Below are 19,934 nucleotides of genomic sequence, written 5' to 3'. Positions count from 1 at the left end.
CAGTTCATGCATCTCATGGTCAGGCCGACCAGAAAGCCGCTGCGCGGCGATCTGCTGGTCCCCACCTCCAAGTACCACGTGCACCGCGCACTGATCCTCGCCTCGCTCGCCGACGGCACCAGCCGGATCAAGGGCGTCTCGGACGCCCGACACGTGCAGTACACCGTCCGCCTGCTGCGCGACCTCGGCACCCGGATCAGCGTCGAGGGCGACACGTACGTGGTGCGGGGCGGTCGCTATCGGCCGCGTCGGCAGACCGTCTCGGCCGGCAGCTCCGGCACCACGCTGTACCTCATGCTCGGCCTCGCCTCACTGGCCGAGTCCCCGATCACCGTGACCGGACAGAAGTACTTCCGCCGCAGGCCGGTCGGACCGCTGCTCGACGCGCTGCGCCAGCTGGGGGTCGAACTGGACTCCGCCGACGGCTGCCCGCCCGTCCGTCTGACCCCGGGCCGGCCCACCGGAGGCCGGGTGGTGATACCCGGCACGCTGTCGCAGTGGATCTCGGGGCTGCTCCTGCTCGCACCGTTCGCCTCCGGCCCCACCGTCGTGGAGGTGTCCGGCGAGCTGAACGAGCGACCGTACGTGGAGCTGACGGTGGCCATGATGCGCCGCTTCGGGCTCCGGGTGACCGTGTCCGACGACTGGCGGCGGTTCGACATCGCTCCCGGGCAGAGCGCCCGGCCGACCGACCTGACCCTGCCACCGGACCTCGGCTCCGCCGCGTTCGGGATCGCGGCCGCCGCCATCCACCCCTCCGACGTACTGCTGCGCGGGATCACACGGCTCGACGGCGACCCGGCCGACCACCCCGAGATCGGCTTCCTCGACGTCGTCCGGCGCATGGGTGTGCCGATGACGGTCGAGGGGGCCGACGGAGTCCGCATCCGCCACGACGGCATCCGGCTGCGCGGCACGACCGTGGACTGCCGGGAGGTCCCGGACATGCTGCCGGTCCTCTGCACCCTGGCCGGCCTGGCCGACGGGGAGACGGTCTTCGAGCACATCGGGCACGTCCGGTTGAAGGAGTCCGACCGGGTCGCCGCGATGCTCCAGCTGAACGCCATGGGCGCCGACCTGACGGTGGAGGGCGACCGGCTGCGCGTGCGTGGGGTGACGTCCTTCACGGGCGCGCGCGTCTCCTCGTACAACGACCACCGGATCCTGATGTCGCTCGCCCTGGCCGGCACGAAGGCACACGGCGTCACCACCCTCACCTATCCGAAGGCCTACGAGATCTCCTACCCGGGATTCCTGGCGGACCTGACCGGCCTGGGGCTCCGGCTGTCCGTCGAGCCGGGATCCGCCGCCCCTCCGCCCGCCTCGCTTCCCGAGCAGCTGCGCCACTGGGCGAAGCACCGCCCGGACGGCACCGCCCTGGTGGACGTGCGGGACGGGCACGACACCGAGACGACCTGGCGAGAGCTCGACCAGCGGGTCGACCGCGCGGCCGCCACCCTGCTGGCCCTCGGCGTACAGCCCGGTGAAACGGTGGCGTACCAACTCCCCAACTGGGCCGAGTTCGTGGAGGTCTCGCTCGCCGCACTGCGCATCGGCGCCGTCTGCTGCCCGCTCATGCCCATCCTCCGGCAGCGGGAGATGGCCTTCGCGCTGCGCCGCTCCGGCGCGCGGGTGCTGCTGATCGCGGACAGGTTCAGGAACCGGGACCACCGCGGGGAAACCGCGTCCTGGTTCGCCGAGGACCCGGCGGGCCGGGCCCGGGTCCGTCATGTGGCCGTGGTCTCGGCGGACGGGGGAGCGGTGGAACTCCCCGCCGACGGCGACGGAGTCACCTGGTCCGACTGGGGCGCCGCGACCGCCGCCGCGCGCGTCGACACCGTGGCGCTCGCCGCTCGGCAGCCGGCCCCCGACGCCCTGGCGCAGTTGCTCTTCACCTCTGGGACCACCGGTGAGCCGAAGGGCGTCCTGCACCGGCAGGACACCCTCGGCCACGCCGTCCGGCTGCAGGCCGAACGGCTCGGACTGGACGACCGCGACGTGGTCTTCATCCCGTCCCCGCTGGCACACCAGACGGGTTTCCTCTACGGGATGTGGTTGGCCGTCACCCTCGGGGTGCCCCAACTGGTCCAGGCGCACTGGAACCCGCGCACCGCCCTGCAGGCGGTCGTCAAGCACGGCGCCACCTTCGTCCAGGCGGCGACGCCGTTCCTGGCCGACCTGCTCAAGGAGGTCGAGGCGGGGGGCCCGGCGCCGGAGACGCTGCGGACCATGGTCGTGGCCGGAGCCGCGCTGCCGCGGAGCCTGGCCGAGCGGGCCACAGCGGTCCTCGGCACCACCATCTGTGGTGCGTTCGGCACCACGGAGACCTGCTTGGGGTCGCTCTCCGCGCCGAACGACGCGCCCGAGAAGGTGTGGGGCACCGACGGCCGGGCCATGCCCGGGGTCGGGCTCAGGGTGACCGACGACGCGGGACGGACGCTGCCGATCGGGCGCGAGGGCAACTTCGAGGTCCGGTCCCCCACCTGTTTCGTGGGCTACCTGGACCGTCCCGACCTGACGGCCGAAGCCTGGACGGGCGACGGCTGGTACCGCACCGGTGACCTCGCCGTCATCGATCCCGACGGCTACGTCCGCATCACCGGCCGGGTCAAGGACGTGATCAACCGGGGTGGGGAGAAGGTCCCCGTAGCCGAGATCGAGGAACTGCTGCACCAGCACCCGTCGGTGGACGAGGTCGCGGTCGTCGGCACACCCGACGAGCGGCTCGGCGAACGCGCCTGCGCCTTCGCGGCGCTCGTCGACGGCGCCGACCTCGACCTGGAGGCGATGCGCAAGCACCTGGACCACCACCAGGTCTCCAAGCACTACTGGCCGGAGCGGCTCGAGCTGGTCGACCGGCTGCCTCGCAACCCGGCCGGCAAGGTCCAGAAGTTCGTTCTCAGGCAGCGGGCCGAGGCCCTCTGCCCGCCACCACTCGAGGAGCAGAAGGCATGAGCATCACCCAGGTCGCACCTGCGGCGCCGGGCATCACACCGGCCGAGTTCGAGCAACTGCGCGCCGAGGTCGCCGCGTACGTCGCAGGACCCGCTGAGGAGTGGGCCCACCGGATCGAGAGCACGGGTACGGTCCCCGAGGACCTCTGGACCGAGCTGCGCGAGCGCGGCTACCTGTCGCTGGCCGCTCCCCGCGAGTACGGCGGGCGCGGCCTCTCGTTCCCGCAGTGGATGGACGTGATGGAGCTGTTCTCCCGCTGCCACGGATCCCTGCGCATGGTGGTGCACGTGGTCAACGGGACCTGGAGGGCGATGGACCAGTTCGCCACCCGTGAACAGCGCGAGCGGTTCGTGCTGCCCGCCGTCGCCGGCCGGCTCAAGGTCGCCTTCACGCTGACCGAGCCGGACGCCGGCTCCGGCGCCGACATCCGTTCCAGCGTCGTCCGTGAGGGCGACACGTACTACCTGACCGGTACCAAGCACCTCATCACCTTCGGCGTGCGGTGCGACTACTGGCTGCTGGCCGCGCGGCTGGCCGGCAGTACCGGACACGAGGGCACCGTCGCCCTCATGGTGCCGCGGGACGCGGCGGGGGTGACCGTCGAGGACACCTCACAGACCATGGGGGTCACCGGCACGGACCACGCCCGCCTGACCTTCGACCGGACGCCGGTCCCGGTGGCGAACAGGCTCGGTGCCGAAGGGGACGGCCTCGCGGTCGCGTTGGGCGGATTCCTGACGCCTTCACGCATCTCGGTGGCGATGAGCTGCGTGGGGCTGGCCCGCCGCGCCCAGGAGCTGGCGCTGGAGTACGCCCGGAACCGGGTGACCTTCGGCCGGCCGCTGACCTCGCGGCAGGCGCTCCAGTTCATGCTGGCCGAGAACGAGGCGGACATCGAGGCGGCGAAGCAGCTCACCCTGCACGCGGCACGCTGCTGGGAGGCCGGGGCGGACGACGCCGCGATGCTCTCGTCGATGGCCAAGCTGACGGCGGTCGACATGCTCGGGCGGGTCACCGACAAGGCCCTGCAGGTGCACGGCGGGTCCGGCTACTGGAAGTCCAGCGCGATCGAGCGGGTCTACCGGGACGCCCGAGCCCAGCGCTTCGAGGAGGGCACCAACGAGATCCAGAAGGCCGTCGTCTTCCGCGAGCTCCTGAAGCGCACAGAGGCAGCCCGATGACCGAGCGGAAGAAGCAGTCCCGGGACCGCGTGGCGCTGATCACCGGCGCCTCCCGCGGCATCGGGCGGGCGCTCGCGCTCACCCTCGGCCGGGACGGCGCCACGGTGGTGGTGAACTACAAGAAGAACGCCGACCTCGCCGAGAAGACCGTGGCCGAAGTGGAGGAGGCGGGCGGCCGCGGCCTGGCGGTACAGGCCGACGTCGAGACGGTCGAGGGCGTGGAGAGCCTCTTCGCCACGGTGAAGGCCGAGTTCGGGCGGCTCGACCACTTCATCTCCAATGCCGCAGCCGGCGCCTTCAAGAACATCCTCGACCTGCAGCCGCACCATCTGGACCGCACCTACGCCATGAACCTGCGGCCGTTCGTGCTCGGCGCGCAGCAGGCGGTCCGGCTGATGGACGAAGGGGGGCGGATCGTGGCCATGTCGAGCTACGGCAGCATCCGCGCCTACCCGACGTACGCCGCCCTCGGCTCGATGAAGGCCGCCATCGAGTCCTGGGTCCGGTACATGGCCCTGGAGTTCGCCCCGTACGGCATCAACGTGAACGCCGTCAACGGCGGTCTGATCGACTCCGACTCCCTGGAGTTCTTCTACGGGGTGCCGGGGATGGCGGACATGACCACGGTGCTCGAACGCATCCCGAAGGGTCGGCCGGGCTCGGTCCAGGAGGTGGCCGACACCATCGCCTTCCTCCTCTCGCCGGGCGCCGAGTACATCACGGGCCAGACCTTGTCGGTGGACGGCGGGCTGAGCGTGGTCGCCCCGCCGTTCTTCGCCGACACCTCGGCGCCGCTCAGCCTGGGCGAGCGCCCCACAGGGGAGCGCTAGGTACCGGAGCGCGATTTCCGCCCGGGCCCGTGGTGCCGGCCGCAGCGCGCCGACCGCATGGGCCGCGGCACCCGGTGGACGCGCTCCGTCCGGTGCTGACCACGGCGGGCGTCACGCACCGATCGGCGGGCGGCGCATCCGACGCCCACGGCCCCGACGCGGTGCGGGCGGTGGGGGAGGGGACGCGGGCTGCGCACGCGCCGGCCGGCGGGGCGGTCCGGGGCGGCGACTTCGGGAGCCGCTCCGCAGCGCCTCTCCCGCTGCCGGCCGCCGCGGCCCCGGTCGACCGGGGCGACCGCACACCACCCGTCTCCACCCGGTGCCGCCGAACAGGGGCGGCACCGACACCCACACCAACTTCATTGGGGGGGTCCAGATGGACCTTGCTGTAAACGTGCTGGACGCCCAGTCGGTGATCACGGCCTTCGGACTCATAGGCATCCTGGCCATCATCTTCGTCGAGACCGGACTGCTGGTCGGCTTCTTCCTGCCCGGCGACTCGCTGCTCTTCCTCGCCGGGGTCGGTGCCTCAGGTGCGGCGGGGGAGGTCTTCGGCCGCCCCGACTTCCACCTCTCGCTGCCGGCGCTGCTGATCGGGACGCCCGTGGCCGCGGTCTGCGGCGCACAACTCGGCCACCTGCTGGGCGCGCGGCTCGGACCGAAGCTGTTCGCACGACCCAACTCGCGGATGTTCAAGCAGGCGCACGTCGCGCAGGCTGAGGCGTACTTCACCCGGTACGGTGCGTGGAAGGCCATCGTGCTCGCCCGCTTCGTACCGGTCGTGCGCACCTTCCTCAACCCCGTTGCCGGACTGCTCGGCGTGCGGGGGAGCACCTTCTTCATGTGGAACGCGATCGGGGGAGTCGTGTGGACGGTGGGGATCGTCCTGCTCGGCTACCGACTCGGCGACTCGCTCAAGGACAGCATCGACTCCTACATGCTCCCGGTGATCGCCCTGATCATGGTCGTCTCGTTCTCACCGGTGCTCATCGAGGTGGTCCGTTCCCGCCGGGCCGCGCGCTGACGCGTCCTCTTCACCGGCACCGCCTGCACGGTGATCCCACCTGCTCGAGCAGGCCCAGGGCCGTGCACGTGCTCGCGCTGTCCCGGCAGATCCAAGCCGCCGTTCGGGGCGTCATCGACCAGCTCGTCGATGGCGCCCCCGCTGCTGTCCGGCAGCAGATGTCCGCCCGGGACGGTGCCGAGGGCCGCGCGCCGGGGCGAAGCCGCCCGTCGACATCGTCCTCGCCCCCGACCCGCGCACGCTCGAGTGGGTGGGTGCTGGCCCGCCGCCGCCTCGAACGACCCGACGACCCGCACGAAAGACCGCCTCTGACCAGCAGGAACGGTGAAGTGCCGCTGAAGGTCCCGGCCGCCCGCGGTCGCCCGGCCCGCATGTCCCGGGCCGGGCGATCTCCGCTGTGCGAACGACCCGGATCAGTGCGCCACTTCCGGATCGCGGGACGCCCTCGAGGGGAGCAGCCACCCCGGCAGCGCCGCCAGGGTGGCGATCGCGGCCAGGACGAGCAGGGTGTGCCCCAGCCCGAGGGACACGGCCGGGCTCGCGGCCGCGTCGGGTACCCCGCCGTGAGAGGGCGTCACCACCATCATGGTCGCGGCGACGGTGATACCGAGGGTCGGGCCGATGTTCATCGCCGTCTGCTTGAGCCCGCTGATGACCCCAGCGTAGCCGGCAGGTGCATCGCCGACGACGGTGCCGGTGGCGGTGACCATCACGGTGGCGAACCCCGCGCCGAGCACGGCGAAGGCGAGACCGGTGGTCCACCACGTGCCCGCCGATTCGATCCGGATCAGTCCGACGATGCCGGAAGCGACGAGGAGCGTACCTGCGATCGCGCAGCGGCGTGCGCCGTACCGGCGCAACGCCCCCGCGGCGGCGGGGGCACCGAAGACCATCAGCACGGTCATCGGAAGGACCCGCAGTCCGGCGGCGAACGGGTCCAGCCCGAGAACGTCCTGGAGGGAGAACGTACCCACGAACAGGGCACCGAACATGCCGCTGGTGGTGAGGAGCAGGATCACCATGGACGCCGTCACGGGTACGGACCGCAGCACGGCAGGGGGCACGATCGGGTTCGCGGTGCGGCGTTCGTGCACGACGAGCGCGACGGCGAGTCCCGCGGTGGCGAGGAACCCCAGGAGCGTCGGCGCCGAGCTCCACCCGCCCCGGGGAATGGCGCCGAAGGTGTGGATCATGACCGTGAGCGTGGCCGCCAGCAGGGCCGAGCCCACCAGGTTGAGCCGCTGACGTTCGCTGCCGCTCGGCGCCGGGACCCGGACGAAGAGGACGACGAGCGCGATCACCACCGCGATCGGCACGTTCACCATGAACACCGCACGCCAGCCGAGGTGGGTGACGAGGAAGCCTCCGAGGACCGGACCGGTGGCCGCGGCCACGCCGATCGAGCTGGTGCGGATGGCGACCGGCATGTTGAGCCGGTCCGCCGGGTAGGCGAGTCTCAGCAGGGCGAGCGTCGCCGGCTGCAGGAGTGCGCCGAACACGCCCTGCAGGGCGCGGAGTCCGATCACCCAGCCGACGTCGGGCGCGAGCATGATGCCGCCGGAAGTGGCCCCGAAGCCCAGTACGCCGAAGAGCAGCAGCCGCTGGTGCCCGTACCGGTCGCCCAGGCGTCCGGCGATGACGAGGAGGGCGGCCACCGCGAGCATGTAGCCGGTGCTGGTCCACTGGATCTGCTCGACGCTGGCACCGAAGTCGCGTTGCAGCTCGGGCTGCGCCACGGTCAGCACGGTTCCGTCGAGTGCGACGATCATTGCGCCGGCGACACTGGCCACGAGTGCGAGGCGCTGCCGTACGGTCGAGGTCAAGGCTTCACCGGTCCGAGGTGGGTGTCCATGGCCGCAGCGACGAGCGCGTCGAGCGCGCCGCTCTCGACACCGCCCGTCCCGGCGGTGTCGAGAGCCAGGGGCAGGCTGCCCCAGGCCCACAGCTGGGCGATGCCGTGCAGGTTGGACCAGAGCAGCCCGGCCGAGACGGCCGGCGCGGGCATGTCCCTCGTCGTGTCGAGGCGGAGCGCCCCGCTCTCCTCCTCGCGGTGCCGGACGACGAGTTCCACGATGATCCCGAAGAGCGGAAGGGTCAGTTCCCGCAGCCGAGGCCGGTCCGATGCGTGCCGCTGGCTGTCGAGCAGGTCGTGCCGGAGCAGGAGTTCGAACATTCCACGGTATTCCAGCGCGTACTCGATGTACGCCTTGCCGAGCGCTTCCAACTGACCGCGTGCTGACGGAATGCCTCTCGTCACGGCGGTGAACCGGTCCTTGAGGTCCGCGAGACCTCGGTGGGCGATGGCGGAAAGCAGGGCGTGGTGAGTCGGGAAGTACCGGCGCGGCGCTCCATGCGACACCCCGGCCCGACGAGCGATCTCCCTAAGCCCTAGCGAAGCCGTTCCCTCGGTCATCACAAGGTCCACTCCGACATCGATCAGCCGGTCCCGGAGGGATTTCTCATGTTCCATGGACCGTTTCTACATGATCTTCGTAGACAGTGTCTACTGATGGGGCGAGCCGTCCTCGTCATGGAGCCGCGACGCCGAAGCGGAACCGGTCCCCCGAGTCGGCCGCTTCTCCTCTCGGATCTCCTCCAGCAGCTCCGTCACGGCCGCCATGATCCGTTCGCTGGCCTCGCGCAACACCGGCACCGTGAGGTCGGCTCCGTGGAAGTCGGAAAGGTCGACGGGAGGGCCCGCCGCGACGACCAGCGTGGGGCGCGGCAGTAGACGCCGCTTGCCGTTGCCGTAGGGGGGAAGTATCTGGTGCGAACCCCACTGCGCCACCGGTATGACCGGCACTCCGGTGGTCAACGCCAGCCTGGCCGCGCCGGTCTTGGGCCGCCCCGGCCACAGATCGGGGTCCTTGGTGAGGGTCCCTTCCGGATAGATGGCCACGCATCGCCCGCGTTCGAGCGCTGCGGCCGCAGCGTGCAGCGCGTCCGCCGCCCGGTGGCTGTTGCGCTCCACGGGGATCTGACCGGTGGCCCGCAGGAAGGCTCCGACCACCGGCACGCTGAAGAGCGAGGACTTGACCAGGAATCTGGGCGGCAAGCCGTTCTTGTACTGGAAGTGTCCGTAGGCGAACGGGTCCACATGTGAGATGTGGTTGATCACTACGATATGGGCGCCCTGACGGGGGAGATGGCGGGCACCCCGCCATTCCCTCCGCGCGACAATCCGCAAGAGTGCACGCACGAGCACGGCGCCCGACGCATAGGTGCGACCGGGCCCGCCTTCGGCCGGAGTCGACGACTGGCCTTTTCTCCGCATGGACTCGTTCTACACGAGGACCACTGTCGGCCCGCCTGAAATAGGTCGGGCTTTAGCGGCACGCCCTCAGCCGGTTTAGCCGATGCGCAGGCAGCTGCCCGAATGCCCGGCCGACCCCGTTTTCGCGGCGTCCGCCACGAAATGCTGCGCGAACCGGCGGCAGTACACTTCGTCGACGGCAACACCGTCGTCAACCTCAGGGACGTCGCCGTACAGATGGACACACCGCGCACACGCCATTCGGAACCGCTTCTCTTCCCCCACCAGCCCGTCGGGCTCCGGGCACGGGGCAGTTGGTCGGTGTGAACCCGCTCGGCACGCTCACGGGCGCCGAGGTCTGGCTGCTCCCGGAAGCCGAGGTCGACGGGCTGACCGAGCAGGCCCGCTCCGTGCTGTCCGCGGACGAGCACGCGCGCTGGACCAGACTGCGAACGGAAGCGGCACGGCGTCGGCACCTGGGTGCCCGATTGCTGTGCCGCTCCGTCCTGGGTGCCTACAGCAACACGCCTCCGCATCGACTCACCTTCACGCGAGGGGACTTCGGGCGCCCCGAACTGTTCCCGAACCCGAGCGGGCTGCGCTTCAACCTCAGCCACACCAAGGGACTCATCGCCTGCGTGGTGTCCGACGGGCTGCCGTGCGGCGTGGACGTCGAGCGCATGGACGTGGACCCGAATGTGGTGGGGTACGTGGTGGAGCGGTTCACACCTGCCGAGCGGGCCAGGCTGGAAGCCGCCGACCCTGCCCGACGGGCTCGGGAGTTCCTTGACGTCTGGGTACTCAAGGAGGCCTACACGAAGGCCCTCGGGGCCGGGCTCCAGTACGGGTTCGACGCCTTTCAGCTGGGGCCCGACTCCACGGGAGAGGTGGTACTGGACGATCCCCGGCTGCCCGGGCACGAAGCCGGTCGCTGGCAGTTCGCGCTGTCCACGACGGGAACGGGACATCGGCTGGCCGTTGCGGTGCGCCGGCACGGAGACTCGAGCGTGCCGGTCCCCGTGCCCCAGCGACTGTTCACGGCGGGTGAGGTGGTACCGGCCCGTCGCGAGTCGTTCTCTCCGGCTCCGTAGTCCACGAATGGTTGGAGGGTTCGATCGTTAGGGGGCGGAGGTGGGGCGCGTCCAGCACTCGAGGTCGCTCAGGGCCTTGGTGAAGGAGCCGAGCATCGGGCGCAGGTGGTCCGTGTCGAGCGGGACGAGGCCGTCGGTGTGCGCGCCGCCCGGCACCGTGACGTAGCGGTGCAGGTCGGCCCGTCCGGCGTCGGTGACCATGCGGTGGTAGGCGTCGCCGAAGGCGGCCGGCGGGGTGAGGGCGTCGAGGCCGCCCTGGATGCTGATGAGGGGGCGGCGGATGGTGCCGGTGAGCGAGACCCGCTCCATGGCCTCGTGCACTGCCCGGGGGCGGGAGGCGAAGTCGTAGTCGGTGTCGCAGCCGGGCCCGGTGCCCGCGGGGCAGGGCGGGGTGCCCGGCCGGGGTGCTCCGGGTCCGTCGTAGTCGGGGTCGAGCTCCTCGCGGATCACGCGCTGGAGGAGGTTCCACTGCTTCTCGTAGTGCCAGCCCCACTGGGGTTCGGAGCCCTTGGGGTAGCCGGCGGCGAGGATGGCGACCTGGGCGCTCCGGTCGCCCTTGTCGTAGCGGGGGTAGGCGCGCAGGGCGGGCGGGAGGGTGGCGAGGAGGCCGCCGGCGGGAGTGAAGGTGAGGGCGTTCCAGTCCAGGCCGCCGGTGTAGAGGTCGGGGCGGTGTTCGAGTTGCCAGCGGACGAGGTAGCCGCCCGCGGAGAGGCCGGCGGCGTAGGTGAAGCGCGGGCTGCGGCCGTAGTGCCGGCCGGCCACCTGCTTGGCGGCGATGGTGAGTTCGGTGACCCTGCGGTGCCATTCCAGGATGGCGTCGCCGGGGCGGTCCCCATCCTTGTAGATCTCGGGGCCGGTGTTGCCCTTGTCGGTGGCGGCGTAGGCGTATCCCTTGGCCAGGACCTGGTCGCTGATGATCCGGTCGTTGGCGTACTGCTTGCGCAGTCCCGGCGGTCCGGCGACGACGAGTCCGCCGTTCCAGTGGTCGGGCAGCCGGATGACGAACTGGCTGTCGTGCTTCCAGCCGTAGTTGACGTTGGTGTTGGTGGTGGAGGTGTCGGGGAAGTAGCCGTCGATCTGGACGCCGGGGACGCCTGACGGGGTAGTGGTCCCGGGAGCCTCCAGGCCCGCCCAGTCGTCCGGTTCCGTGTGGCCGGTGAGCCGGGTGCCCGTGGTGGTCAGATCGGTGAGGCGGGCGGAGACGGTGTACTCGGCGCCGGGGACCTTGATGTCGGCGGGTTCGGTCCGGGCGGCCGCCGGGGCTGTCAGGACGGTTGCCATCAGCAGCGGTGCGATGGCGAGGGAACGCAGGTGCATGAGTCCTCATCTCGTGCGGTGGTGACGCTGAGGAATCTAGGAACCGCAGGTCATGAGGGGTAAGTACGGAGCGGCAGGGGTGGGCGGGGCCGGAGGGCACATGACCTTCGGCCCCATCCCGCACTCCGTCGTGCGTGTGGTGCGGACGGGCCCGCGGGTCTGCGTACGCTGCGGGGACCGTGCGTGTGCACGGGATTTCCGAGGAGGTCCTATGCCGCGTCCTGTGCCCTGGATACCCGCCGTTCTGTACGGGGCGGTGCTTGCCGGGGGCCTTTACTACGCCGCGATCGGCCCGGGTTTCGACGCCCGCACCGGCGGGTTCGCGGCGCTGCTGTGTGCGCTGGCGGTCCTCGACGGGAGGGTGTGGCGGATCTCCGAGGGCGCCGTGTTCGCCCTCAGGGCCGTGCTGCTCTGCGCGGTGGCCGCTCTCGACACCTCGGGGCTCTCGCGGGTGCTGTTCGTGCTGGTGCCGTTCCTGGGGTTCTTCGCGTTCGGGCCGGCCGCCGCCGTGTGGCTCGGCGCGGGCTGTGTGCTCCTGCTGGCGGGCGCGTTCACCCTGTGGGTGCCGGACTGGGTGGTGCGCGCCGAGTACATCTCCGACCTGCTGATGTTCGCCCTGGGCGTCGTACTGGCCCTGGCCACGGCGGCGGTCGCCGTACGGGAGCAGCGGGCCCGCGGCCGGCTGGAGGACACCCTCGCGCAGGTGGCGCAGCTGTCGGCGGACCGGGAGCGCAACCGGCTGGCCCGCGAGATCCACGACAGTCTCGGACACCACCTGACCGCGATCGGCATCCAGTTGGAGAAGGCCGAGGCGTTCGCCTCCCTCGACCCGGCGGCCTCCGCGCAGGCCGTGTCCCATGCCCGCTGGTCCGCGAACCGGGCCCTGGACGAGGTGCGGGCCTCCGTGCGCACCCTGGGACCCGGGGCGGAGTCGGAGCCGGTGGGCCTCGCCCGGACGCTGGCCGACCTCGTCCACCACCTGGACGGCGGCGCCCGCCGCATCTCCCTGGACGTGTCGGGCGTCGAGCGGCGGCCGCTGTTGGTGCTGTACCGGGCGGCGCAGGAGGGCCTCACCAACGCCTGCCGGCATTCCGGAGCCACCGAGATCGGCGTGCGGGTCCGCTACGACGACCACGGCGCGAGCTTGTGCGTCACGGACAACGGCAGCGGTCTGGGCGGGGCCGAGGAGGGCTTCGGCCTGGCCGGGCTGCGGGAACGCGTCCGCCTGGCCGACGGGACGGTGGAGCTGTCCAGTTCGGACCGGGGTACCGCGCTCACGGTGGGGGTGCCGTGGTGAACGAGCCCGTGACGCGGGAGGGGGCGGCCGTACGCGTCCTCGTGGTCGACGACCAGGACCTCGTGCGCGAGGGCATCGCCGCGCTGCTCGGCATCCAGCCCGGCATCGAGGTGGTGGGCAGTGCGCGGGACGGCGCCCAGGCCGTGGAGGTGGCCGGGCGGTGTCGCCCCGACGTGGTGCTGATGGACGTCCGGATGCCCGGCATGGACGGGGTGGCCGCCACGGCGCTGCTGCGCCGGCAGCTGCCCGGCTGCCGGATCGTGATGCTGACGACCTTCAACGACGACGAGTACGTCGGCCGGGCGCTGAGGGCGGGCGCGGTCGGCTACCTGCTGAAGAACCTGCCCGCGGCGGAACTCGCCCAGGCGGTCCGCCTGGCGCACGCGGGTGTCGCCCAGTTCGATCAGGCGGTCGTCGTCGCGCTGGCCGCCGGCACCCCCGCTCCGGACCTGCTGACGCCCCGGGAGACGGAGGTGCTCCGGCTCATCTCCGCGGGCGCCACGAACCGGGAGATCGCCGCCCGGCTGTACCTGAGCGAGGGCACCGTCAAGAACCACATCTCGCGCGTACTGAGCCGGCTGGGCCTGCGCGACCGGACCCAGGCGGCGCTCTACGCACGGGACAACGGGCTGATCTGAGCGCTGGCCCTGGGTGCAGAGCGTCGCGGGCCTCCACTGCCCGTTCGGGTAGCTTTCCGTGTCGGCCCTTCGACGTGCCGGCGCCGCCGAGCACGCCGGCAGCTTCGGCGCTCAGCCTCGGCGGGGGCGACGGATCCTCATGTCGTCCACGCTGGTGACCTTGGTGCGCAGTGCGCCGTGTCCGATGCCTCGTTCGGCGAGGGCGGCGGCCGCCCGGTCGCAGGCCGCACCACCCGCCGCCTCGTCCTCCAGGTCGGCGGCCTGCCGGACCACGCAGCGGAAGGAGAAGGCGCGCAGCTCCCGGTCGTAGACGAGAGTGCCGTCGTCGGTGAACGCGGCGCTGAGGATGTCGTGTTCGTCGGCGGTGGCGAGGAGCTGGGTGCGCTGGGTGTCGTCGAGGTCGGCGAACACGCCGCGGACGATGACCCGGTAGGTGCGCTCACTCATGGGACGTTCCTTCGTCTCGTACGCCGGAGCTCTGCTCCAGCAGGGCGGACAGTCCGTCCAGGAGGCGTTCGAGGGCGAACGAGAAGCGGGCCTCCATGGACGGGTCGGTCAGGTCGCCGGCGAGCGCGACCAGGTGGGGGAAGGTCTCCTGCGGCAGCTGCCGCAGTTGCTCCCCCGCGGCTGCGGCGACCTCTCGGCGGTCGGCGCCCATGGCCTCGGACGCCGAGAGGGGCCCCTGCTCCTGGAGCACGAAGCCCTGGACGAATGCGCCGAGCAGGTAGTTGATCATGGCGGCGTCGGCGTCGGAGAAGCCGGCCTCCCGCAGTCGGCCGAGCTGGTCCTCCATCAGGCGCAGCAGGTGCGGGCCCGGGGCGAGCCGGCCCGCGACGACCTTGGCGGCGTCGCGCTTGCCGAGCAGGTGCCGGCGGTAGCGCACGCAGTACTCGCGCAACTGTTCACGCCAGTCGCCCTCCCGGGGCGGCGCCTCCGCGTCGGCCATGAGCTCGTCGGTGAGCAGGTCGAGCAGCTCCTCCTTGTTGCGCACGTGCCAGTACAGCGAGGCCGCCTTCACCCCCAGCTCGGCGGCGACCTTGCGCATCGACAGGCCGTTGACGCCTTCTCGCTCCAGCATGCGCAGGGCGGCCCGGACGAGCGCCTGGCGGGTGAGCCCCGGGTGCTGCGGGCTGCCATCGCCCTTGCCTTCCACGGCCATCGGCCACCTCCTTCGCGGGTCCCGCCGGGAATCCCGCTTGCCAACTAACACTGTTAGAGGCAGTCTAGCCGCACAAGCGACTAACACTGTTAGGGATTGTGATGAGGAAGCCGCCGGCCCGACACAAGGGGCTCGTGCTCGCCACACTGTGCGCCACGATGTTCATGGCGATGCTCGACAACGTCATCGTCAACAACGCGCTGCCCCGCATCGGGCAGCAGCTGCATTCCGGCGTCAGCGGACTCCAGTGGGTGGTGGAGGGCTACAGCCTGGTCTACGCGGCCCTGCTGCTCACCGGCGGCACCCTCGGCGACCGGTACGGCCGCAGGCGCATCTTCCTCACCGGCCTGGCCGTCTTCACGGCGGGCTCGGCGGCCGCGGCGCTGTCCGGCTCGACCGGCACGCTGATCGCAGCCCGCATGGTTCAGGGCCTCGGAGCGGCCCTGCTCACGCCTGGCAGCCTGGCCATCCTGCGCCACGTCTTCACGGACGAGAAGGAGCGGGCCAGGGCCGTCGGCCTGTGGTCGGGCGTCTCCGCACTGGGGCTGGCCGTCGGCCCGGTCCTGGGCGGGCCGGTCGTGGACGCCTTCGGCTGGGCCGCCGTCTTCTGGATCAACGTCCCCATCGGGGCGGCGGGACTGCTCCTCGCGGCCCGGGTCCTCCCCGAGTTCGCCGCCCGCACCAGGCGGCTGGACCTCCCGGGCCAGGCGCTCTCCGCGCTGGGGTTCGGCGCGCTCGTGTACGCGCTCATCGAGGGGCCCGCCCAGGGCTGGACCGACACCCGGGTGCTCGCCCTCGCCGCCGTGGCGATGCTGGCCCTGCCCGCCTTCGTCCTGGTCGAGGCCCGCAGCGCCGACCCCATGCTCGACCTGCGCTTCTTCCGGGACCGGGTGCTCACCGGTGCCGCGGTGAGCGGCTTCATGACCAGCTTCGGCATGTTCGGAGCCGCGTTCTTCCTGCCCCTGCTCATGCAGGACGTGATGGGCTGGTCCCCCTCTGACGCCGGCCTGGCGGGCCTGCCGATGACCGCGATGATCGTCGTCGCCGCGCCGCTGTCGAGCGCGCTCACCTCACGCCACGGCCCCCGCCTCCCGCTGGTCACCGGCCTGGCCCTGTGCGCCGCAGGGCTCGGCGCCCTCTCGCTCCACGGCGCACACGCCCACTACGCGCAGTACGTCTGGGTGCTGCTCGCCATGGGCCTCGGCATGGGGATGACGTTCACCCCCGTGTCCATCACGGTCATGCAGCGCGTCGACCCGGCCCGGGCCGGCATGGCCTCCGCGACCCTCAACACCCTGCGCGAGATCGGTGGCGTCATCGGCGTCGCCGTCCTGGGGGCCGTCCTCGGCAGCCGGCTCACGGCCAGCCTGACCGAGTCGCTCGACCGGCTCGGCGGACCGTCCGAACTCGGCCGCCACCTCTCCGGCGCCGGCCCGGACAGCACCACGGCCCTTCCCGCCCCCGTCCGCGACGCCGTCCATGCTGCCTTCATCGATGCCCTGCACCTGGCGCTGCGCTGCGGCAGCGCCGCCTTGGCCGCCGCAGCGCTCCTCGTCGCGCTACTCCTCCGCCGGTCACGAGGCGTCACCCTGTCGCCCGCCGACGACTGCCGAGGTCTCCGGTCAGGGCATTCACGGGAGTTGGGGCACGCGGAGGGCGCGGCAAGGACTGGGAGGTCTAGAAAATGACGAAGGCCCAGGTCACTGACCTGGGCCTTCGTTCAGGAGCGGGTGACGGGAATCGAACCCGCACTCTGAGCTTGGGAATCACCCGACACCGCCTTCGGCGCCCGGCGCCATCCAGGTCGAGGCGGAGAACACCATCCCCGCCCAGCACCGTGCGCGTCCCCCGCCGTGGACGGCCCGAGGAGGTCGCGGCCCTGTGGCGTTCCTCGTGGGTCCCTCCGCGTCGTTCATCACTGGGCAATCCGTCCACGTCGACGGCGGCTGGCTGTTGCACTGAGACGCCAACAAGCAAGGAGACAGACCGAAATGAAGGAAAGAGTCCGCGCCGTCCTCGTCACCGCTGACGACACGATGCTGGTCATCCGCCGTACGAAGCCCGACTTCCCCGAGTACTGGGTTCTCCCCGGCGGCGGCGTCGAGCCCAGCGACGAGTCCCGGGAGGCGGCCCTCCACAGGGAGATCCACGAGGAGATCGCGGGGAAGGCCGACATCATCAGCCTCCTCCACACGATGGAGACCGACGACGAGCGCCAGCTCTTCTACCTCGCCCGCATCGCGACCTGGTCCTTCGAGGACCGCACCGGTCCGGAGTTCAGCGCCGAGGGCCGGGGCGCATACGCGCTGGAGGAGATCTCGCTGACCGTGGAGGGGCTCGACGGCATCGACCTCAAGCCCGAGGAGATCGCCCACGTCCTGCGGGGCGCCATCAGCGCCGGAAGCCTCGGAGGCGAGGCAACGCGCTGAGCCTTCGACGCGTCAACACATCGCCAGGGCCGGCACTGAGATGAGCCGGCCCTGGTGGCATGCCCATCGCTGCTGGCCTTGCCCGCGGCTTCTGAGGCCGAGCGGCGGCCGCTACTGAACCAGCCGGAGCACCGGCCTTTGTTCCTGAACGCCCAGCAGGTCCCGCACCCTCTTGCTTGTCCAGGCCAGTTCTGGGAAGTTCGAGACCGATTCCGCGGTGAACCCGGGCTGACCGTCGAGAGCGCGTAGGCGCTGCTAGGTCCTGCCGGCCGTGGCGTCGGAGATCAGTCCCAGCTCGCGGCAGCGGTAGACGAGCGAGTGCAGGGAGACTCCCCGGACCCCTCTGGGTCCGGCCAGTCGTGGGCCCCGTTGCCGGCGGTCCAGCTTCGGCCGGAAGTGGCGGAGGGCGCGGGCGAAGGTCGGTCTGCCGACGACCTTCCGGCCGTATGACCTGCGGCACGCGGGCCAACCCTCACGACGCGGTCCGGAGTCACGCTGAAGCACACGATGGTGCGCGCCGGCCAGTCCTTCGAGAAGGCTGCGCTGATCTATCAGCACGCCGACACCGGGCGGCAGACCGAGGTGGCCGCGGGCTTGACCGGATGGTCCGGCAGGGGCGGGAGAAGGTCGCCGAGCAGTCGAAATCAGGGGCCGGTGGTGCGGAGGTGGTGCGGAGCCCCTGAATTGGTCTGAACAACACGAAGGCCCAGGTTCGGGATCATGTCCCTGGCCTGGGCCGGAAGTGCTGGAGCGGGTGACGGGAATCGAACCCGCGCTCTGAGCTTGGGAATCACCCGGTACTTGGGTTCGCCCATGGCTTCTGACCTGTGCAAATGCCCGGCCGGGGTCCCCTCGCGGCTGCTTGTCCGATCCCCTTGTTGACCGCTGTTCACCGCCCCTACTGGCACGTTGTGGCACGGCCTCCAGGTCGGCGTCGCGGGAGACGGCCGCCTGCAAGGGTATTGCCCGGCGTGGTCGAGATGTCTCTCCTCCGTAGTTGCCCGCATGGGGCCCCATGGTTACAGTTATTTCAGATGCGGTCTTGTCGGGGTCAGTGATTGGAGGCGGCCATGGCTCGTTCCAGCGTTCTCGCCCGTGCTGAGAAGGTCGAACCGGATCCCTCTCACCAGCGCGCGCTCGCCGCGACTGCCCGGATGGCGCCGGAGTCGGTCGAGGTCCTGGTGCGCACCCCGGATGGCGGCGAACTGGCGTTGCCGAGGGAACTGGTCCGCCTTCTTCTGGCCTCGGCCGGTGAGCTGTCCCGCGGGCATGCGGTGACGGTCCTGGCGTCCGAGGTGCAGCTGTCACCCGCTGAGGCCGCTGAGCTTCTGGGTCTGTCTCGACCGTTCATCGCCCGCCTGCTCGACGCCGGTGACATCCCCTCGACGAATCTTCCCGGCAGCAGCCATCGAGTGGTCCGCCTTGCGGACGTGCTGGCGTTCCAGCAGCGGCGTGAGCGCCGCAAGGAGGGGCGGCGCCAGATCGCCGAAGTCTTGGCGGACACCGACCTGTCCGATTGATGTGGGTGTCACCGGTAGCAGCGAAGCAGGAAGAGGGGGAGCGTGGCGCCGCGGGTCTTTGTCGACACCAACGTCTTGTTTCCGTTCTCGGTGATGGACGTGATGCTGGCTCTCACGGAGGACTCCGTCCACGAGATCGTGTGGTCCGAACGGCTGCTCGCGGAGTGGGAGCGGGTCATCGTCCGCGAAGGAAGGCGTTCGGCGGAGTCCGCTGCCGCAGTTGCCCAGGCCGTTCGACGCTTCTTCGCCGACTGTGAGATCCCGGCGGCGGTCTACGAGCACCTTGTCGATGAGATGCCGGGCGATGACCCCGATGATCGGCACCATGCGGCGGCAGCGGTGGCTGCAGGAGCGGACGCGCTGATCACGTGGAATCTCGCCGACTTCCCCGCTGGTGACTTGGCTGAGCGTGGAGTGCGGGTGACCGACCCGGATTCCTACCTGTGCGGGCTGTACGACGAGTTGCCGCAGGAGGTGGTGGAGACGGTGGTCAGGCTTGCCCGAGAGAAGCGCAACCCGCCAGTGACGATTGCCGATGCCGTCGCCCGACTCGCGAAGGCCGGCTTGCCGCGCTTCGCGGACCGCCTCACCCATCACCTCGGACATCGCATGAGGTGATTGCGAGCGCGGATGGTGCGCAGGTGGTGCGTGATGCTTTGAAGGGTCTAGACAACAAACAAGCCCCAGGTCGGTGACCTGGGGCTCTGTCGTGGAGCGGGTGACGGGAATCGAACCCGCGCTCTGAGCTTGGGAAGCTCATGTTCTACCATTAAACTACACCCGCGAAGCACACCACTTGGTGATGTTGCAGCGTTGCACACTGTACCCCATGTCCGGCCCTCCGTGGTGAAACCCCGGGGGGCCCGTGTTGTTTTCGGCCACGAAACGTGTGCGGGGGGCGGGAGTTGAGGCGTACCGTGGCGTGGCGGAGTGCCGCCTGGAGCGGGTCGGGAACATCCCTTAATGTGGCGATTCGTCGCAGCCGGATCGTTGGGAAAGGGACTCCATGGACGCTATGGAGCACACCGTCGTGCGTTGTGCCGGAGGGCACGTCTTCAGGGCCGTTTCGTTCCCGCTGCAGCAGCTCGGGCCCGGCCGGATCGGCCCCGCCCGGCTCATCCGCTGCCCGCGCTGCGCGCGGCTGCGGCACGCGGTGCGCGTCGAGCGCTAGGGCCGCGGGGGTACGGCACGGGCGCGCGGGCTGTCCTGATTGGGGCGGTGCCGCGCGCCTTGCGTATCC

General features: G+C 70.9%; 18 protein-coding genes and 1 tRNA gene. 12 read left to right on the top strand and 7 right to left on the bottom strand.

Going from position 1 to position 19,934, the window contains the following annotated elements:
- Nucleotides 1-6 precede the first annotated feature (6 nt).
- The 4 genes from aroA to ACIQCH_RS26875 all read left to right on the top strand — a co-directional run bounded on the left by aroA (nt 7) and on the right by ACIQCH_RS26875 (nt 5,990).
- A complete protein-coding gene (gene aroA / locus ACIQCH_RS26890; protein ID WP_402584936.1) occupies nt 7-2,955 on the top strand; it encodes a 3-phosphoshikimate 1-carboxyvinyltransferase in 2,949 nt (982 codons plus the stop codon).
- Nucleotides 2,952-4,136, top strand: a complete 1,185-nt coding sequence (locus tag ACIQCH_RS26885) for an acyl-CoA dehydrogenase family protein (RefSeq protein WP_402584935.1) — start codon at nt 2,952-2,954, stop codon at nt 4,134-4,136. Before aroA ends, ACIQCH_RS26885 begins: the two co-directional genes overlap by 4 nt.
- Nucleotides 4,133-4,966, top strand: a complete 834-nt coding sequence (locus tag ACIQCH_RS26880; protein WP_402584933.1) for an SDR family oxidoreductase — start codon at nt 4,133-4,135, stop codon at nt 4,964-4,966. Before ACIQCH_RS26885 ends, ACIQCH_RS26880 begins: the two co-directional genes overlap by 4 nt.
- 376 nt (nt 4,967-5,342) lie before the next feature.
- On the top strand, nt 5,343-5,990 hold the full coding sequence (locus ACIQCH_RS26875; RefSeq protein ID WP_402584931.1) for a DedA family protein: 648 nt from the start codon (nt 5,343-5,345) through the stop codon (nt 5,988-5,990).
- A gap of 413 nt (nt 5,991-6,403) precedes the next feature.
- On the opposite strand, the gene ACIQCH_RS26870 is transcribed toward ACIQCH_RS26875, so the two are convergent.
- Genes ACIQCH_RS26870 through ACIQCH_RS26860 form a run of 3 tightly spaced genes read right to left on the bottom strand, consistent with a single transcriptional unit; the run spans nt 6,404 to nt 9,264 of the window.
- Nucleotides 6,404-7,813, bottom strand: coding sequence for an MFS transporter (locus tag ACIQCH_RS26870; RefSeq protein ID WP_402584929.1), 1,410 nt, complete (start codon nt 7,811-7,813; stop codon nt 6,404-6,406).
- Complete coding sequence (locus tag ACIQCH_RS26865) at nt 7,810-8,460, bottom strand: TetR/AcrR family transcriptional regulator (RefSeq protein ID WP_402584927.1); 651 nt, start codon at nt 8,458-8,460, stop codon at nt 7,810-7,812. The genes ACIQCH_RS26870 and ACIQCH_RS26865 overlap by 4 nt, the downstream gene beginning before the upstream one ends.
- A gap of 33 nt (nt 8,461-8,493) precedes the next feature.
- Complete coding sequence (locus tag ACIQCH_RS26860) at nt 8,494-9,264, bottom strand: lysophospholipid acyltransferase family protein (RefSeq protein ID WP_402584925.1); 771 nt, start codon at nt 9,262-9,264, stop codon at nt 8,494-8,496.
- A gap of 302 nt (nt 9,265-9,566) precedes the next feature.
- On the opposite strand from ACIQCH_RS26860, the gene ACIQCH_RS26855 reads away from it, so the two are divergent.
- A complete protein-coding gene (locus ACIQCH_RS26855) occupies nt 9,567-10,334 on the top strand; it encodes a 4'-phosphopantetheinyl transferase family protein (RefSeq protein ID WP_402584923.1) in 768 nt (255 codons plus the stop codon).
- Nucleotides 10,335-10,361: 27 nt separating this feature from the next.
- Here the strand turns inward: ACIQCH_RS26855 and ACIQCH_RS26850 are convergent, their stop codons facing one another.
- Complete coding sequence (locus tag ACIQCH_RS26850) at nt 10,362-11,651, bottom strand: tannase/feruloyl esterase family alpha/beta hydrolase (protein WP_402584921.1); 1,290 nt, start codon at nt 11,649-11,651, stop codon at nt 10,362-10,364.
- A 211-nt stretch (nt 11,652-11,862) separates the two neighbouring features.
- Between ACIQCH_RS26850 and ACIQCH_RS26845 the strand changes: the two genes are divergently transcribed.
- Both ACIQCH_RS26845 and ACIQCH_RS26840 read left to right on the top strand, forming a co-directional pair.
- Complete coding sequence (locus ACIQCH_RS26845; protein WP_402584919.1) at nt 11,863-12,948, top strand: sensor histidine kinase; 1,086 nt, start codon at nt 11,863-11,865, stop codon at nt 12,946-12,948.
- Complete coding sequence (locus ACIQCH_RS26840; protein WP_402584917.1) at nt 12,945-13,586, top strand: response regulator; 642 nt, start codon at nt 12,945-12,947, stop codon at nt 13,584-13,586. The genes ACIQCH_RS26845 and ACIQCH_RS26840 overlap by 4 nt, the downstream gene beginning before the upstream one ends.
- 111 nt (nt 13,587-13,697) lie before the next feature.
- Here the strand turns inward: ACIQCH_RS26840 and ACIQCH_RS26835 are convergent, their stop codons facing one another.
- Entirely contained in the window at nt 13,698-14,033 is a 336-nt protein-coding gene (locus ACIQCH_RS26835) for a DUF6204 family protein (RefSeq protein ID WP_402584915.1), read from the bottom strand.
- Nucleotides 14,026-14,745 (bottom strand): TetR/AcrR family transcriptional regulator, encoded by a 720-nt coding sequence (locus ACIQCH_RS26830; RefSeq protein WP_402584913.1) that lies wholly within the window; start codon nt 14,743-14,745, stop codon nt 14,026-14,028. The genes ACIQCH_RS26835 and ACIQCH_RS26830 overlap by 8 nt, the downstream gene beginning before the upstream one ends.
- Before the next feature lie 134 nt (nt 14,746-14,879).
- On the opposite strand from ACIQCH_RS26830, the gene ACIQCH_RS26825 reads away from it, so the two are divergent.
- The 4 genes from ACIQCH_RS26825 to ACIQCH_RS26810 all read left to right on the top strand — a co-directional run bounded on the left by ACIQCH_RS26825 (nt 14,880) and on the right by ACIQCH_RS26810 (nt 19,312).
- Nucleotides 14,880-16,433 carry an MFS transporter gene (locus ACIQCH_RS26825; protein ID WP_402584911.1) on the top strand — a complete coding sequence of 518 codons (1,554 nt, stop codon included), beginning with the start codon at nt 14,880-14,882 and terminating at the stop codon, nt 16,431-16,433.
- A gap of 303 nt (nt 16,434-16,736) precedes the next feature.
- Nucleotides 16,737-17,174 (top strand): NUDIX domain-containing protein, encoded by a 438-nt coding sequence (locus tag ACIQCH_RS26820; protein ID WP_402584909.1) that lies wholly within the window; start codon nt 16,737-16,739, stop codon nt 17,172-17,174.
- Between the two features lie 1,070 nt (nt 17,175-18,244).
- Complete coding sequence (locus ACIQCH_RS26815; RefSeq protein ID WP_402584907.1) at nt 18,245-18,694, top strand: helix-turn-helix domain-containing protein; 450 nt, start codon at nt 18,245-18,247, stop codon at nt 18,692-18,694.
- A gap of 42 nt (nt 18,695-18,736) precedes the next feature.
- Nucleotides 18,737-19,312, top strand: coding sequence for a PIN domain-containing protein (locus ACIQCH_RS26810; protein ID WP_402584905.1), 576 nt, complete (start codon nt 18,737-18,739; stop codon nt 19,310-19,312).
- Nucleotides 19,313-19,404: 92 nt separating this feature from the next.
- Here the strand turns inward: ACIQCH_RS26810 and ACIQCH_RS26805 are convergent.
- Nucleotides 19,405-19,478: transfer RNA gene (locus ACIQCH_RS26805), tRNA-Gly, on the bottom strand.
- 222 nt (nt 19,479-19,700) lie between these two features.
- Between ACIQCH_RS26805 and ACIQCH_RS26800 the strand changes: the two genes are divergently transcribed.
- Nucleotides 19,701-19,865, top strand: a complete 165-nt coding sequence (locus ACIQCH_RS26800) for a hypothetical protein (protein WP_402584903.1) — start codon at nt 19,701-19,703, stop codon at nt 19,863-19,865.
- Nucleotides 19,866-19,934 lie beyond the last annotated feature (69 nt).

Source organism: Streptomyces sp. NPDC093225 (assembly GCF_044753805.1).
GTDB lineage: Bacteria > Actinomycetota > Actinomycetes > Streptomycetales > Streptomycetaceae > Streptomyces.
Note: the sequence above shows the minus strand (reverse complement) of the source record. Positions and strands in the feature narration are given on the sequence as shown.